The organism is Pectobacterium jejuense, from assembly GCF_026800125.1.
Classification (GTDB): Bacteria; Pseudomonadota; Gammaproteobacteria; order Enterobacterales; family Enterobacteriaceae; genus Pectobacterium; species Pectobacterium jejuense.
Window position 1 is genome coordinate 107,558 of the sequence record NZ_JAPQKX010000006.1, and the last position, 11,389, is coordinate 118,946.

12 protein-coding genes and 2 pseudogenes are annotated in these 11,389 nt (G+C 47.1%); 5 read left to right on the top strand and 9 right to left on the bottom strand.

Going from position 1 to position 11,389, the window contains the following annotated elements:
• Positions 1-188 precede the first annotated feature (188 nt).
• Complete coding sequence (locus NXT09_RS12680) at positions 189-626, top strand: hypothetical protein (protein ID WP_268579914.1); 438 nt, start codon at positions 189-191, stop codon at positions 624-626.
• A gap of 13 nt (positions 627-639) precedes the next feature.
• Here NXT09_RS12680 and NXT09_RS12685 read toward each other — a convergent pair whose 3' ends face one another.
• Entirely contained in the window at positions 640-1,527 is an 888-nt protein-coding gene (locus NXT09_RS12685) for a ParA family protein (protein WP_268579915.1), read from the bottom strand.
• Between the two features lie 464 nt (positions 1,528-1,991).
• Here NXT09_RS12685 and ccdA point away from each other — a divergent pair, with 464 nt between their 5' ends.
• Positions 1,992-2,210, top strand: a complete 219-nt coding sequence (gene ccdA, locus NXT09_RS12690) for a type II toxin-antitoxin system antitoxin CcdA (protein ID WP_268579916.1) — start codon at positions 1,992-1,994, stop codon at positions 2,208-2,210.
• A 200-nt stretch (positions 2,211-2,410) separates the two neighbouring features.
• Here the strand turns inward: ccdA and NXT09_RS12700 are convergent, their stop codons facing one another.
• A complete protein-coding gene (locus tag NXT09_RS12700) occupies positions 2,411-2,797 on the bottom strand; it encodes a hypothetical protein (RefSeq protein WP_268579917.1) in 387 nt (128 codons plus the stop codon).
• Between the two features lie 280 nt (positions 2,798-3,077).
• Positions 3,078-3,791 (bottom strand): annotated as a pseudogene (locus NXT09_RS12705) (DNA/RNA non-specific endonuclease).
• Between the two features lie 437 nt (positions 3,792-4,228).
• Here NXT09_RS12705 and NXT09_RS12710 point away from each other — a divergent pair.
• On the top strand, positions 4,229-4,558 hold the full coding sequence (locus NXT09_RS12710) for a hypothetical protein (RefSeq protein ID WP_268579918.1): 330 nt from the start codon (positions 4,229-4,231) through the stop codon (positions 4,556-4,558).
• Here NXT09_RS12710 and NXT09_RS12715 read toward each other — a convergent pair.
• From NXT09_RS12715 to NXT09_RS12725, 3 genes and pseudogenes are all read right to left on the bottom strand, one after another.
• Positions 4,550-5,044: pseudogene (locus tag NXT09_RS12715) on the bottom strand (GNAT family N-acetyltransferase). The gene NXT09_RS12710 and the pseudogene NXT09_RS12715 overlap by 9 nt on opposite strands.
• Entirely contained in the window at positions 5,041-5,334 is a 294-nt protein-coding gene (locus NXT09_RS12720; RefSeq protein WP_268579919.1) for a type II toxin-antitoxin system TacA family antitoxin, read from the bottom strand. The pseudogene NXT09_RS12715 and the gene NXT09_RS12720 overlap by 4 nt, the downstream one beginning before the upstream one ends.
• A gap of 190 nt (positions 5,335-5,524) precedes the next feature.
• Entirely contained in the window at positions 5,525-6,481 is a 957-nt protein-coding gene (locus NXT09_RS12725; protein ID WP_268579920.1) for an AraC family transcriptional regulator, read from the bottom strand.
• A gap of 115 nt (positions 6,482-6,596) precedes the next feature.
• Between NXT09_RS12725 and NXT09_RS12730 the strand changes: the two genes are divergently transcribed.
• Positions 6,597-7,784, top strand: coding sequence for an MFS transporter (locus tag NXT09_RS12730; RefSeq protein ID WP_205556498.1), 1,188 nt, complete (start codon positions 6,597-6,599; stop codon positions 7,782-7,784).
• 129 nt (positions 7,785-7,913) lie between these two features.
• Here the strand turns inward: NXT09_RS12730 and NXT09_RS12735 are convergent, their stop codons facing one another.
• Complete coding sequence (locus NXT09_RS12735) at positions 7,914-8,336, bottom strand: MarR family winged helix-turn-helix transcriptional regulator (RefSeq protein ID WP_268579921.1); 423 nt, start codon at positions 8,334-8,336, stop codon at positions 7,914-7,916.
• A gap of 160 nt (positions 8,337-8,496) precedes the next feature.
• On the opposite strand from NXT09_RS12735, the gene NXT09_RS12740 reads away from it, so the two are divergent.
• Positions 8,497-9,516, top strand: a complete 1,020-nt coding sequence (locus NXT09_RS12740) for an alpha/beta hydrolase (RefSeq protein WP_268579922.1) — start codon at positions 8,497-8,499, stop codon at positions 9,514-9,516.
• Positions 9,517-10,420: 904 nt separating this feature from the next.
• Here NXT09_RS12740 and NXT09_RS12745 read toward each other — a convergent pair.
• Positions 10,421-10,840: a hypothetical protein gene (locus NXT09_RS12745; protein WP_268579923.1), complete on the bottom strand. Its 420-nt coding sequence runs from the start codon at positions 10,838-10,840 to the stop codon at positions 10,421-10,423.
• Positions 10,841-11,062: 222 nt separating this feature from the next.
• Positions 11,063-11,374, bottom strand: coding sequence for a hypothetical protein (locus tag NXT09_RS12750; protein WP_039461835.1), 312 nt, complete (start codon positions 11,372-11,374; stop codon positions 11,063-11,065).
• Positions 11,375-11,389 lie beyond the last annotated feature (15 nt).

An 11,389-nucleotide genomic window follows, 5' to 3' on the forward strand; every position in this document is an offset into this window, starting at 1 on the left:
TTAAAGCCATGTAATAACATCGTTTTTAATAGGGTTATGTAAACTTCTGAAAAGGGCGTCGGACTGATAGTTGCTAGGGATATACTCCCCTTTACTGACAGATCGTTTTCTGACCGCATAGTTTGGCGACTCCGGTCAGAAGGAACTGCCAGTGATTTCATATTCATCCGCAACAACAGGAGAAAAGAATGAATACAAATAACCAACAACAGTCCGACATTGATGCTTTTGAAAATCGCTGCAAATTTTTTTACCGTCAGGCGGCAGAAAAGTATTCGGAATATCCCGGTGCAGAACTGATTCAGATGTCCTACCGCTTGCTGTGGCTGGGCGAATGGCTTCGTCTGACGCATAGCTGGCATCAGCAATTCAGCCCCAGTTCCCCGCGAGAAGCATTGGAATACGCACTGATTAAGCAGCATCAGTGGACGCCGGAGATTATTCAAAGCATGTCCGATAAAGATATGTCGCTGGCGCTGACCGACTATTGGACTGCTTTTGCATCCGATCCTGAATGGAGCTCCAGGCAATGGGATATCGAGAAGCAACTCGACCGATTGGATGATCCGTACACCGGAATGGATGTTTGGTCGAAAAGCACGCTGACTGATGCCATTCCGGCATAGTAGTGACTGAAGATTAAACACTGGCTACCTCCCCTGTACCAGTTTGGTTCCGTAACACGGAATCAAACTTATCTTTCCAATGCGGGAAGAGCTCGCAAGCGAGACTATGCATGGTTACTGCAGCCGCAGCGCTTTTGCGATCGGTTACATATTCAAGACGGTGGACGGGTTGACCAAAGGCATGACCACGCTTATAGACTTCGAGCTGGTCAATTTTTGTTTCAAGAATGGAAATGTTTATGCTTTCGGATTGAAGGTATTTCTTCTCAGAAACGATATTGCCCAACTCTTCCAGGGTCTTACGATCCAATGATGTGTTCTCAACACAGTTGGCCAAAATTTTGATATCAGGGATCTGAATTCCGTATGCCTGCAACGCCAGTAACCGGGACATTAGACGCACAGTTCCACGCATGAATTCCCGAACATCAGGAAGTATGGGTTTAATCACGCCAACAACATTTTCTGTGGCAGCCAGAACAACGAGCTCAACCATCACGCCCGCAGCCCCTTTCGAGTCAATCATGATGACGTCGTAACTCTGGAAACTTTGATGCTGAAGGATGTTCTTGAGACGCATGCGTCCATCAGGGGCGTGAAGCATAGCTGTGGGGAGACGATCATCAGGATCGTTGGAAATGATGAGATCGAGGTTAGGTATGGCTGTTCGAGAAATTATGCTGTCTGGCTGGTTTAGATCTGTTGTCTGCATTAACAGCTCAAACAATCCAAACGGTGCCTCATGCTCCAATGCATAAATACTGCTGGCAGTAGGCTGCGAATAGTCGCCATCGATAAGCAAAGTCTTTAGCCCTGCATCAGCAAAAAAACCAGCAAGATTAGCAGCTTGAGTCGACTTCCCTTCGCCACCTTTTGTCGAAATTACGGGTAAAATTTTCATTTTGCACACTCGGTTTAATGTGCAGCTTTTTGCGTCTATCTCAGCACGAGGATTGAAAATCCTCGTGTCCTTGGTTCGATTCCGAGTCCGGGCACCACTAATTCTTAACCCTCGCCTTTGGCGGGGGTTTTTCGTTTCTGGCGTGTGGACTCCCCATCGAACACCGTTCGATTATTCGCCGCAAGCGGCTCAACCTTTCAGGGCCAGCGCGACAAGCGCGCTGTTCAACGCCTCCGGCGTTTGTCCGAGTCCGGGCACCACTAATTTAAAGAAACCAGCCTAACGGCTGGTTTTTGCTTTTGGGGATTGGGTTCTGAACTGGGTCTCGTTCTCTACGAAAGGGCTATCCCTCCGTCCCTATGATTCGGGCTCATACTTTGCCGTTTACTTTCTCTAGATCCCGCCAGCATTATTGCTAAGATCCCTGCAAAATATAAAGCGCTTGGTTAAAGAGGAACACTGCAATGAAACATCGGATTAGCGTTGTCGTGGACAAAGCCGACAACCAAAGTCCCAATTCTGCTGGGATACCTATTTCTGGTCTGGTGGACGACGCCATGGGCAAAGAAGCCTATCGGATCAAAACTGAGGTGTGGAAGAAGGAAAACCGCGAAGCGATGGAAGACATCGCCCGATTTATCGCAAAGAATAGTTCTTTTGCTGATGAAAACAGGAACTGGTGACCAGATAATTCATTGTTTATTAAAATAAACGCACCAGTCATTACAAAATGCTTGTCGACGTACAAAGTGATATTGTCGAGACACCAAAACATCGTATGGTCATCCTGTAGTCCCTCCGATTTTTAATACCACCGTCAGGCCAGTTTTACCTCACGCACATTAATAAAGCACACATCCGTGTGCGCTTTCTTCTTTGATTATTACAACTTGCTCACTGAAAAAACAGGAACACTGCCATCTTTATTGATTTTAAGCACATACTCACCTTTCCCTTTATTATAATCACCGCCAAGGACTTGTTTTGTATCCCAAGCTTCGCCAATGGTGTACCACAAGTTAGCTCCAGATTGAAACATGTAATATAAAATAGACTTGTGCCCCTTATTTAATTTAATCAGAATGCGATGCCCCTCAAGAAATTCCTTCGGCGTATCACACCATGGAACCCAAAGCCCATTAGTAGACTTTTCCTTTCCAACATCGACAATTATAGGTACGTCAGTTATTCTCTCTTGATTGTTAATATGTACAACATATGTAGATCCTTGTTTATTATCTACAATTAAGATATTACGGATATCAGCCATATTTTCTCCTAATCACAGGTATCTCATTTAAAACCAGTGCGAACGATGAAGTAAAAAATGCATCTACTAACATACTTTGAAATCTTTCAATCCTGACAAAGCATATAATAAACACTACTCCACCACTTTTATTACTTTGCTTTAAATTTCGATGCGTTTTATTTTTTAACTCACAAATCGCATATTTTACAAGATGAAAAACTCTATATTTCATCAGGTGTAAAATTCAGCAAGCCACCTTAAATGACTCAAATGACATGTAACCCCTTAACGTTTTGTATTATGGGCAGCCAAATGCATCTTTTCCCAACGTTCCCTTTTGCGGTTTTACGATAGCTGCAATATCTGCTGGGAGCGCTGACCAAATGGTCAACTTCGGATTTGCTTTCTGTTCAATGTTATCAACCGTAACCTGATAATTGCAAAAATCAGTATTTTTCGGTGCACCCTGTTCCATCAGGAACGCAGAATATTTTCCCTTATCCGGACAAGTACCAATGAAAATAACTTTCCAATATCCACTCGGAATTTGGACCGTTGGCGCTGCAGGAAGAGTAGCTAATGTTTGAAAGATAATTTAGTGATTGCCAATCTGATGCCCCACCTAAATCTGCAAGCGGAGCTTGATGCACTCGATCTACAACCTGCGTAGTATTAGCACCATCATATGCTGAAGGCGCTAAGGTGTCAGTAACAGGTAAATTAGGATCTTGTTTCCAGTTTCTTGCTCTACCGCTAGCTTGACTGGCCTTTGTAATTTCATACACAACCCAATTTGTTTGCAAATTTTGTTCCACTATTATTGTTCAGAGTGTACGCATTGTGGACTATCGTTTGTGAACGTCCTCCCGTTGGGCAACCAACAAAGCAATTATCAACCACTGACCGCTGGGACCGCTTCTACGCCGACTAATTGTGGTTCCCTCGGCTGATATGTTGTAGTACAGCCAGCCAACAACAATACAGGAATAAGCTTGATAAAATAATTTATCATAGTTCCACCTTTTTTAATTACCGTCCCAAAAACAACACAATCAATTATTGACTAAAAAAACCCACACTGCCACATCAATCTAAAATATAAAATAACAAACAGCCATTAAAAATAAAAACCAGCATTAAAATAATTAACAAATGCAAGAAAAAAACAATACAAAATAAAACATAACCAAGGAAAGTATTTGATTTGAAATTAAAATTATTAAACATAAAAATAAAAACGACTGTAGATATCATATTAAATTAAAAAGCGATTCAAGATGTAGAGATCTATTTTCAAAACATTCATGTCCCAGAAGGTAGACTGGCATCAGACGATACATATGACATTGTTCCCGGACTATCGATAGATGATGCGGTTCAATATTAGACTTACCAGTTCAACGAAGCTCAAAAAGATTAAAAAAACAAGTAAAAGCTGGACGTGTACTCATGGAACGCTTTGTTGCAAGTGCAGCCGTCAATAAGCAAGCGCCAACCAATAAGGAGAAGTACAATTTTGATATATGGGAAGATGTAGCCAACCAATTAGTTCCAGCATTTTTTACCGAGCCAGTAACAGGTAAGAAACGTTTAGACACGACAGTAAAAGGCGTTGAGATAGCCAAGAATGTCATTCAATTTTTAGGGAGCGTCATCGCTGGTAATGTAACAATCTTTGCTAAATTTCTCCAAACCTTTGGTAAGGGATTTGTAAGCATACCGGTTTTAGTTCCACAAAAATGTTTGATATTGCCAAACATAGTGCCATTCTCAGATTAGAAATCTCCCCACCAAATCCCCCAACGTCACCATCAGCATCATCGGATCTATCGGTGAAGGCTCAAAACCCACACGCAGGTAAAATTCCCGCGCTTCCTCAGACCGCGCATGAACCAGCATCCCGCGAATGCCAATAGTATCCGCCACCTGAATCACCCGCAGCCCTGCATCACGCACCAGCGCCCGGCCAATGCCCTGATCATGCAATGATTTATCTACCGCCAGACGTCCCAGTACTACCACTGGAATCGGATCGGGCATATTTCGGTGAAAGCGTCCGGGGGCGTCATTCGTTGCCACAGCACGGGAAGCCAATGAGTAATACGCCAACACTTTTGAATCATCGCAACTGACGAAAGTTCATGATGCGCCAGTGACCTGATTTTTCATCACCCGTTGTTTCAGACAGTTGTTCAGATATTCCACGCCACAACAGAATGGGGAAAGTACATATTCGGCATTGAGTGCTTCAGGGGCGGAAATCATTTCTCCTGTTCCCATGGTGCTGACATTTGCATGGTTTTACGCAGCGCGGAATTTAGCGAAGGAGACTGATCCAAACGGGCAAAGAATTCCTGATAAGCATCGGGATCTGCCATGATGATGCGCTGATCAATCAACACTTCCTCTACGGCAGCACGGGCAGCATCAAGAACAAAATCAGTGCGATTCTTTCCTCTGGCTTTCGCCGCACGATCGATAAGATCGCGTTCGGCAGGCTTGATACGTAAATTTAATGTCACACGTTTAGCAGAAACATCTTTTACTGCTGGCATGATGCCCCTCCTTATTCCCTCTGGAGAATAATTATACAGCTTGCGTAAAGCTTATCTCATTACGTTTTGTCGGCCTATGGGGAGCAACTTTCCTATCGGACGGCGTGAAGATGCTTTTGGTACCGCAGCCAACAACGTTCGATACAGCTGCCACATTCACTTCCAATATGATCTCTAACGCTGCTCCCCATCAAACCTCCTCAGAAGCCTGACCGATTTCCCGCAGTGCTCCCGGTGCGTGGCCCACGATGCGTTTAAATGCCCGGCTGAACGCCGCCAGAGAGCCGTAACCCAGACGTAGCGCCACCGTTTCAATCGCCTGATGCTCATGACGGATGTACTGGACGGCCAGACGCATGCGCAGCTCGCTGAGATATTTCGCAGGTGTGGTGCCAGTTGCAGAGAGAAAACGTTCGGCAAAAACGGAACGGGAGGTGCCCGCCTCTTTTGCCAACTCCGCGACGCTCCAGTTGACGCCCGGCTGCTGATGCATCGCGTAAATCGCCCGGCTCAGTCGCGGGTCGCGCAGTACCTGTACCCAGCCCGTCGCTTTACCACAGCCGGCTTCAACCCATCCACGCACGATGAGCGCCGCGACCACATCGGCCAGTCGCGCCAGAATGCCGGCAAATCCTACCTGACGCGTCATCGACTCACGTTCCATGGCCGCAAGAATCGGATGGATTTCCGGCCAGGTCGACATCAGGCGGCTCACCATCATGACTTCCGGCATCGCCTTGATCAGCGGCTGCATTCCACCCAACTCAAAATCCATGCATCCGCTGAAAATCACCGTGTTTTCGGTATCAGGACACGGTTCGCAGCCGATCGCACACACCGAATTGCAAATCGCTTCGCTTGGAAATGCCGACACCGGCGTGACGTCAGCCTTTTCATCAGAGAGCAACGCATGCGAATTCCCGTTGGGGATAAACAGTGCGTCCCCGCTTTTTAGCACAAACGTCGCGCCACTCTCCATGCGCAGCAGCGCCGTACCCTGGCTGACAAAATGAAACTGCGCTCTGCCGGGCTCGTAGTGAAACGCCACACCAAAGGGGGCATGGGTTTCAATTCGGCGATATGTCACCCCGGAAAGACGCATCCCACGCAGAAGCTCGCTGATCAAATCGGGTGACTGAACGGTCATGACGGCAACTCCGGACGAATAATCAATAAGTGAAGATTATATGTCATAGATCGTCCGTGTGGAACGCTCTATGCTTCGTGACGGTTGTCACATTTTTCTAACGAGAGAGCAACAGATGAATTCATGTATAGCGGCAAGTGAGGCCATCGCGCCCGCAAAACCCGCCTGGCGAGCCGTTTATTCACTAGGACTGGGGGTATTTGGCCTGATTACGGCTGAGTTTCTACCGGCCAGTTTATTAACGCCGATGGCGACAAGTTTAGGCGTCACGGAGGGAATGGCAGGCCAGGCGGTGACCGCGACGGCACTGGTCGCGCTGGTGACCGGCTTGCTCATCACATCGGCAACCAAAAGTATCGACCGCCGTTGGGTGCTGATGTTTTTCTCGGTGCTGCAAATCATCTCCAGCCTGCTGGTGGCGTTTGCCCCCAATCTGCATGTGTTGCTATTCGGACGTTTACTGCTAGGCGTTGCCATTGGTGGATTCTGGGCCATGTCCACCGCCACGGCGATGCGCCTTGTGCCCAAGGATAAAGTGCCTAAAGCGCTAGCGGTGATCTTCTCCAGCGTCTCGATTGCCACCGTTGTTGCCGCGCCGCTTGGCAGCTATCTGGGGAGTTTGATTGGCTGGCGAAACGTCTTTATCCTCTGCATTCTGCCGAGCGTTGTGGCGCTGTTTTGGCAATTGTGGGTGTTGCCATCGATGAAGCCGGAAAGCAGCGGTAGCCTGGGAACACTGCTTCGCGTGCTGCGCCGTCCGGGCATGATCGGCGGATTGCTGGCAACGGTGCTGATCTTCAGCGGACATTTTGCCTTCTTCACCTACCTGCGTCCGTTCCTGGAAACCGTCGGGCAGGCAAGCGTCGAGAATATTTCCCTGATTTTACTCGGCTTTGGCCTCGCCAATTTTGTCGGTACTTCGATTGCCGGTTATCTACTGGCGCGAAACTTGCGCCTGACGCTGGCACTGGTGCCATTTGTGATGGGCGTTCTGGCACTGACCATGGCGGCCTTTGGACATCTGGCAATGCTGGACGGCCTGCTGGTGGCGATGTGGGGATTTGCGTTTGGTCTGGTTCCTGTGGGCTGGTCAACCTGGCTTGCGACAACCGTACCGGACGAAGCCGAAAGCGCGGGCGGTTTACTGGTAGCATCGATCCAATTTGCGATCGGGGCTGGCGCTGCAGGTGGCGGGGTGATATTTGACCTCAACGGAGCCAGCGGTGTGTTTGCTGGCAGCGGATTATTGCTGGTATCAGCAATGGTGATTGTTTTTGCGGGCGTGCGAGTTCGCGCACAATAACACGCAATGCCACACCTGAGAGTCGGTGTGGCATCTGCCGCTTATCATCCCTTTTGAGCCGTTCGCATCGCCAGATCGACCCGATGGTTCGAGAATCCTCGATAGGAAATCGAGCTTTCCCTCACCCAGCTATAAATCTTCCAGCAGATTCTTGGAAAGCTGTCGCAGCATATTCAGATCCTCATCCTTCATACGCATAGAGCAACGCATCTGATTTGGCAGGTCGACGATCCGTTCTTTCAACGCAAGCGTCTTGTCTGTCAGCACCACTTTTTTCATCCGCTCATCACCCGCAACCGCAACCCGGTTTAAAAATTCCTTGGCTTCCAGTTTCTGGACAAGCGGCGTCAGTGTGCCGGAATCAAACAGCGTTTTCTCACTCAGTTCTTTGAGCAGAATATTGTCCTGATCGTATAGGGACAGAAGGACGACAAACTGCGGGTAAGTCAGATCGAATTCTTTCAGCAGCGGCCGATACTGACGGATCAGTGCATTGGCGACTGAATACAGAGAGAAGCACAGCAGTTCACCCAGGGTACTGTTTTCTTTCATTTTAAATACTCCGTTACTCACAAGCTTAAAAAAAATTATAAATAACGTTTGACCAAAAGTAACTTGTACGCAAGTATTGTTTATACGATTTAATCGTGAAGTTATGAAAGGCAACCCGATTGAACCTATCAACCACACAATTTTAAAAAGGGCCAACATCATGAAAACCGTCTCCACCATCCTGACTTCTGCCGTGTTCGCATCTATGACATCCGTCGCTTCTGCGCAGCCGATCAATGCCCCTGCACCGACCGCTGGTGTACAGGCTTTTCTTGATGTCCTGAATTCCGGTAAGGGCAAGCCGATAGAGCAGATGACTCCACAGGAAGCGCGTCAGGTTCTGATCGGTGCGCAACAGGGCGTGAAACTGCCAGCCGCACAGGTGTCTGAAAAAACCATCCAGGTGAACGGTCAGGCTATTAAGCTGAAAATTGTGAAGCCGGAAAATGTATCCGGTACGCTGCCGGTGTTCATGTTTTTCCATGGCGGCGGCTGGGTGCTCGGTGATTTCCCAACTCACGAGCGTTTAATCCGCGATCTGGTCAGGGCGTCTGGTGCCGCAGCGGTTTACGTGGATTACACTCCGTCCCCTGAAGCACGCTTCCCTGTAGCCATCAATCAGGCTTATGAAGCGACGCAGTGGGTAGCCGAGCACGGTCAGGAAATTGGTGTGGACGGTAATCGTCTGGCGTTGGTCGGCAACAGCGTCGGCGGCAACATGGTCGCGTCTGTTGCCCTACAGGCTAAACAGTTCGGCGGACCGAAAATTCGTTATAACGTCATGCTGTGGCCTGTAACGGATGCGAACTTCGATAACGCGTCCTACAACCAGTACGAAAAGGGCTATTTCCTGACGAAAAATATGATGAAGTGGTTCTGGGATAACTACACGACCCGTGCGGCAGACCGTAACAATATTCTAGCCTCCCCGCTGCGTGCCAGTACTGAACAGTTGAAGGGCTTCCCGCAGACATTGATTCAGACGGCAGAACTGGACGTACTGCGCGATGAAGGCGAAGCGTTCGGACGTAAGCTGGATGCAGCAGGCGTACCTGTGACCGTGACTCGCTACAACGGCATGATCCATGATTACGGCCTGCTGAATCCGCTGAGCGAGGAGCCGACAGTCATCACCGCGCTGGAGCAGGCAGGCGCAGAGTTGCAAAAACACCTGAAATAACGGCTTGATATAGCAATGGTTCCAAATGATAAAAGCCCTGACTATATTAGCCAGGGCTTTTAAGGTACTACAGATTTAAGATTTAACATTCATTGACTTAATAACATTTACTACTATTGGTACTGCTTCAAATGTACACGTTTATAACAGATAATATTGGGTACTAAAATGAGCTAAACCTCCCTATATTTACTGATTTAAACAGTCTGCCAACCTTATCACCATTCAAAGATATGGCAGGTTAACAAGTACATCCCCCATCGCGATATAGACTCTTTGATGCGTGGCCTTACTCCCGTTGCGATATCTTTCACATCACTAAACCAACACCTAATCGCAACCAATAAAAACAAAATCATGGCCTTACATCATCGCGCTTTCACCCCATTTTTGCGATTCTCGGTACTGACTACGTGGCCTTAGAGCATCATCGAGTGAGAATATGAAGTTTTCTCAACATCGATTTCCCATACAAAAATATTTCGTGACCTGTATCGCAAAATACGTGTTAAAGAACATATTCACTGTCTTTAACATCACAGCAGGCTGAAAATTCACTGCTGTTAGTAACCAATCTACGGATTTTAAAAACAGTGTCAATACTGTTTTTAATAACATGGCTTTAATAACAGTAGTCATTAGAAACGCATGAATAAAACACAGAGAAATAGAGCACTTGCCATATTTATATCTTCAGCACCGCGTTTAATTTAATCTCAACGACCGTATGACCAGTGGTTATTTTCTTTGTCCCGCCAAGGGTTAATAGCATCGAATTATTAATTAATTCATCGTTCCAGTTATGCAATATGTTTTTAAACAGATAGATATCATAACCAGAAGAAGTTACCTCAAAGAAACTGCCCTTACAGGTCGTGCTTTTTTACGAGATTCAGATTTCTGCTCACTGGCAGGTCGCGTAATAAGGACCTTTGAGCTCTTTCTTATATGAGAAAGCATGGCAGGTTTTGAGACGGGTATTAAGGTCTGTGGATTTATAGACGTAAGCCGTTACATGCTGCTTGCCCTTTATGGGCTCGACACCCCCAATGTGCCATAAGCTGTTTTTCAGATAGAGGTTAGTATTGGCTGTGCTGTTATACCCATTAACAACACTCGCTTCGGAAGACTGACTGAGAGTCTGGCGAATGGTGGTGCCTTCTCCATCGGTAGACTTGGTATCAAGCTGTTGCTGGGTGATAGCCGTCCATTTGCTGCAATCGTCGTTACTGCACACGAACACCGCCGCTAGCGTGTGGCTAGAAACTACGCTCAGACCCAATATTGATACCAGAGGTAGCAGACAGGATTTGAATGTTTTCATTGGAGCCTCTTTTCGATAATTATCAGTGATGATTACAACGTTAAAATGGCGGTTTCCGCATTGTTTCAAAGCTGAATCCGCCGCCTGCGCACAGGGACAGAAGCACGCATTCCTACAAATTAAACGCGATAACGTGACGCCACGGCTTAATGAGGACTGAACCAGTTCAAGTTCAGTGCCCCTTCCTCGGAATTAACCTTTTCAGCATCTACCTATTCCTTTTTAATGCCCCCATCCTTTGCCATAGGAATTAAAGGTGAAGGTTTTATCCTTGGTAATATTTCCGCCAGGGTACTGTAGCCGCTTGTTAGTCTGGGTATGGAACTCAAGCCCCTTTGGCTCTTGTTTAATACCGTTTCCTTTACCGGAACCGCTCAGTAACGGAATAGGCTCCGACGCTAAAATGTTATTCACACCGGTCTGAACATCTGAATCACATTTATCCCAGGTGTCCTGAAGGATCTGGATCGTCACATCATAGGGTTTGCCCCCCAGCCCCTGAACCTTATATTTTTTGTTCACATAATAAGTCATGACGCATTCTCCTAA

Bases quoted from the DNA above. Each gene is read 5' to 3' on its own strand.
- NXT09_RS12750 (WP_039461835.1), bottom strand. From the start codon at position 11,374: ATGACTTATTATGTGAACAAAAAATATAAGGTTCAGGGGCTGGGGGGC.
- NXT09_RS12700 (WP_268579917.1), bottom strand. From the start codon at position 2,797: ATGGCTGATATCCGTAATATCTTAATTGTAGATAATAAACAAGGATCT.
- NXT09_RS12710 (WP_268579918.1), top strand. From the start codon at position 4,229: ATGGAACGCTTTGTTGCAAGTGCAGCCGTCAATAAGCAAGCGCCAACC.
- NXT09_RS12720 (WP_268579919.1), bottom strand. From the start codon at position 5,334: ATGCCAGCAGTAAAAGATGTTTCTGCTAAACGTGTGACATTAAATTTA.
- NXT09_RS12685 (WP_268579915.1), bottom strand. From the start codon at position 1,527: ATGAAAATTTTACCCGTAATTTCGACAAAAGGTGGCGAAGGGAAGTCG.
- NXT09_RS12740 (WP_268579922.1), top strand. From the start codon at position 8,497: ATGAAAACCGTCTCCACCATCCTGACTTCTGCCGTGTTCGCATCTATG.
- NXT09_RS12730 (WP_205556498.1), top strand. From the start codon at position 6,597: ATGAATTCATGTATAGCGGCAAGTGAGGCCATCGCGCCCGCAAAACCC.
- NXT09_RS12725 (WP_268579920.1), bottom strand. From the start codon at position 6,481: ATGACCGTTCAGTCACCCGATTTGATCAGCGAGCTTCTGCGTGGGATG.
- NXT09_RS12735 (WP_268579921.1), bottom strand. From the start codon at position 8,336: ATGAAAGAAAACAGTACCCTGGGTGAACTGCTGTGCTTCTCTCTGTAT.
- NXT09_RS12680 (WP_268579914.1), top strand. From the start codon at position 189: ATGAATACAAATAACCAACAACAGTCCGACATTGATGCTTTTGAAAAT.
- ccdA (WP_268579916.1), top strand. From the start codon at position 1,992: ATGAAACATCGGATTAGCGTTGTCGTGGACAAAGCCGACAACCAAAGT.
- NXT09_RS12745 (WP_268579923.1), bottom strand. From the start codon at position 10,840: ATGAAAACATTCAAATCCTGTCTGCTACCTCTGGTATCAATATTGGGT.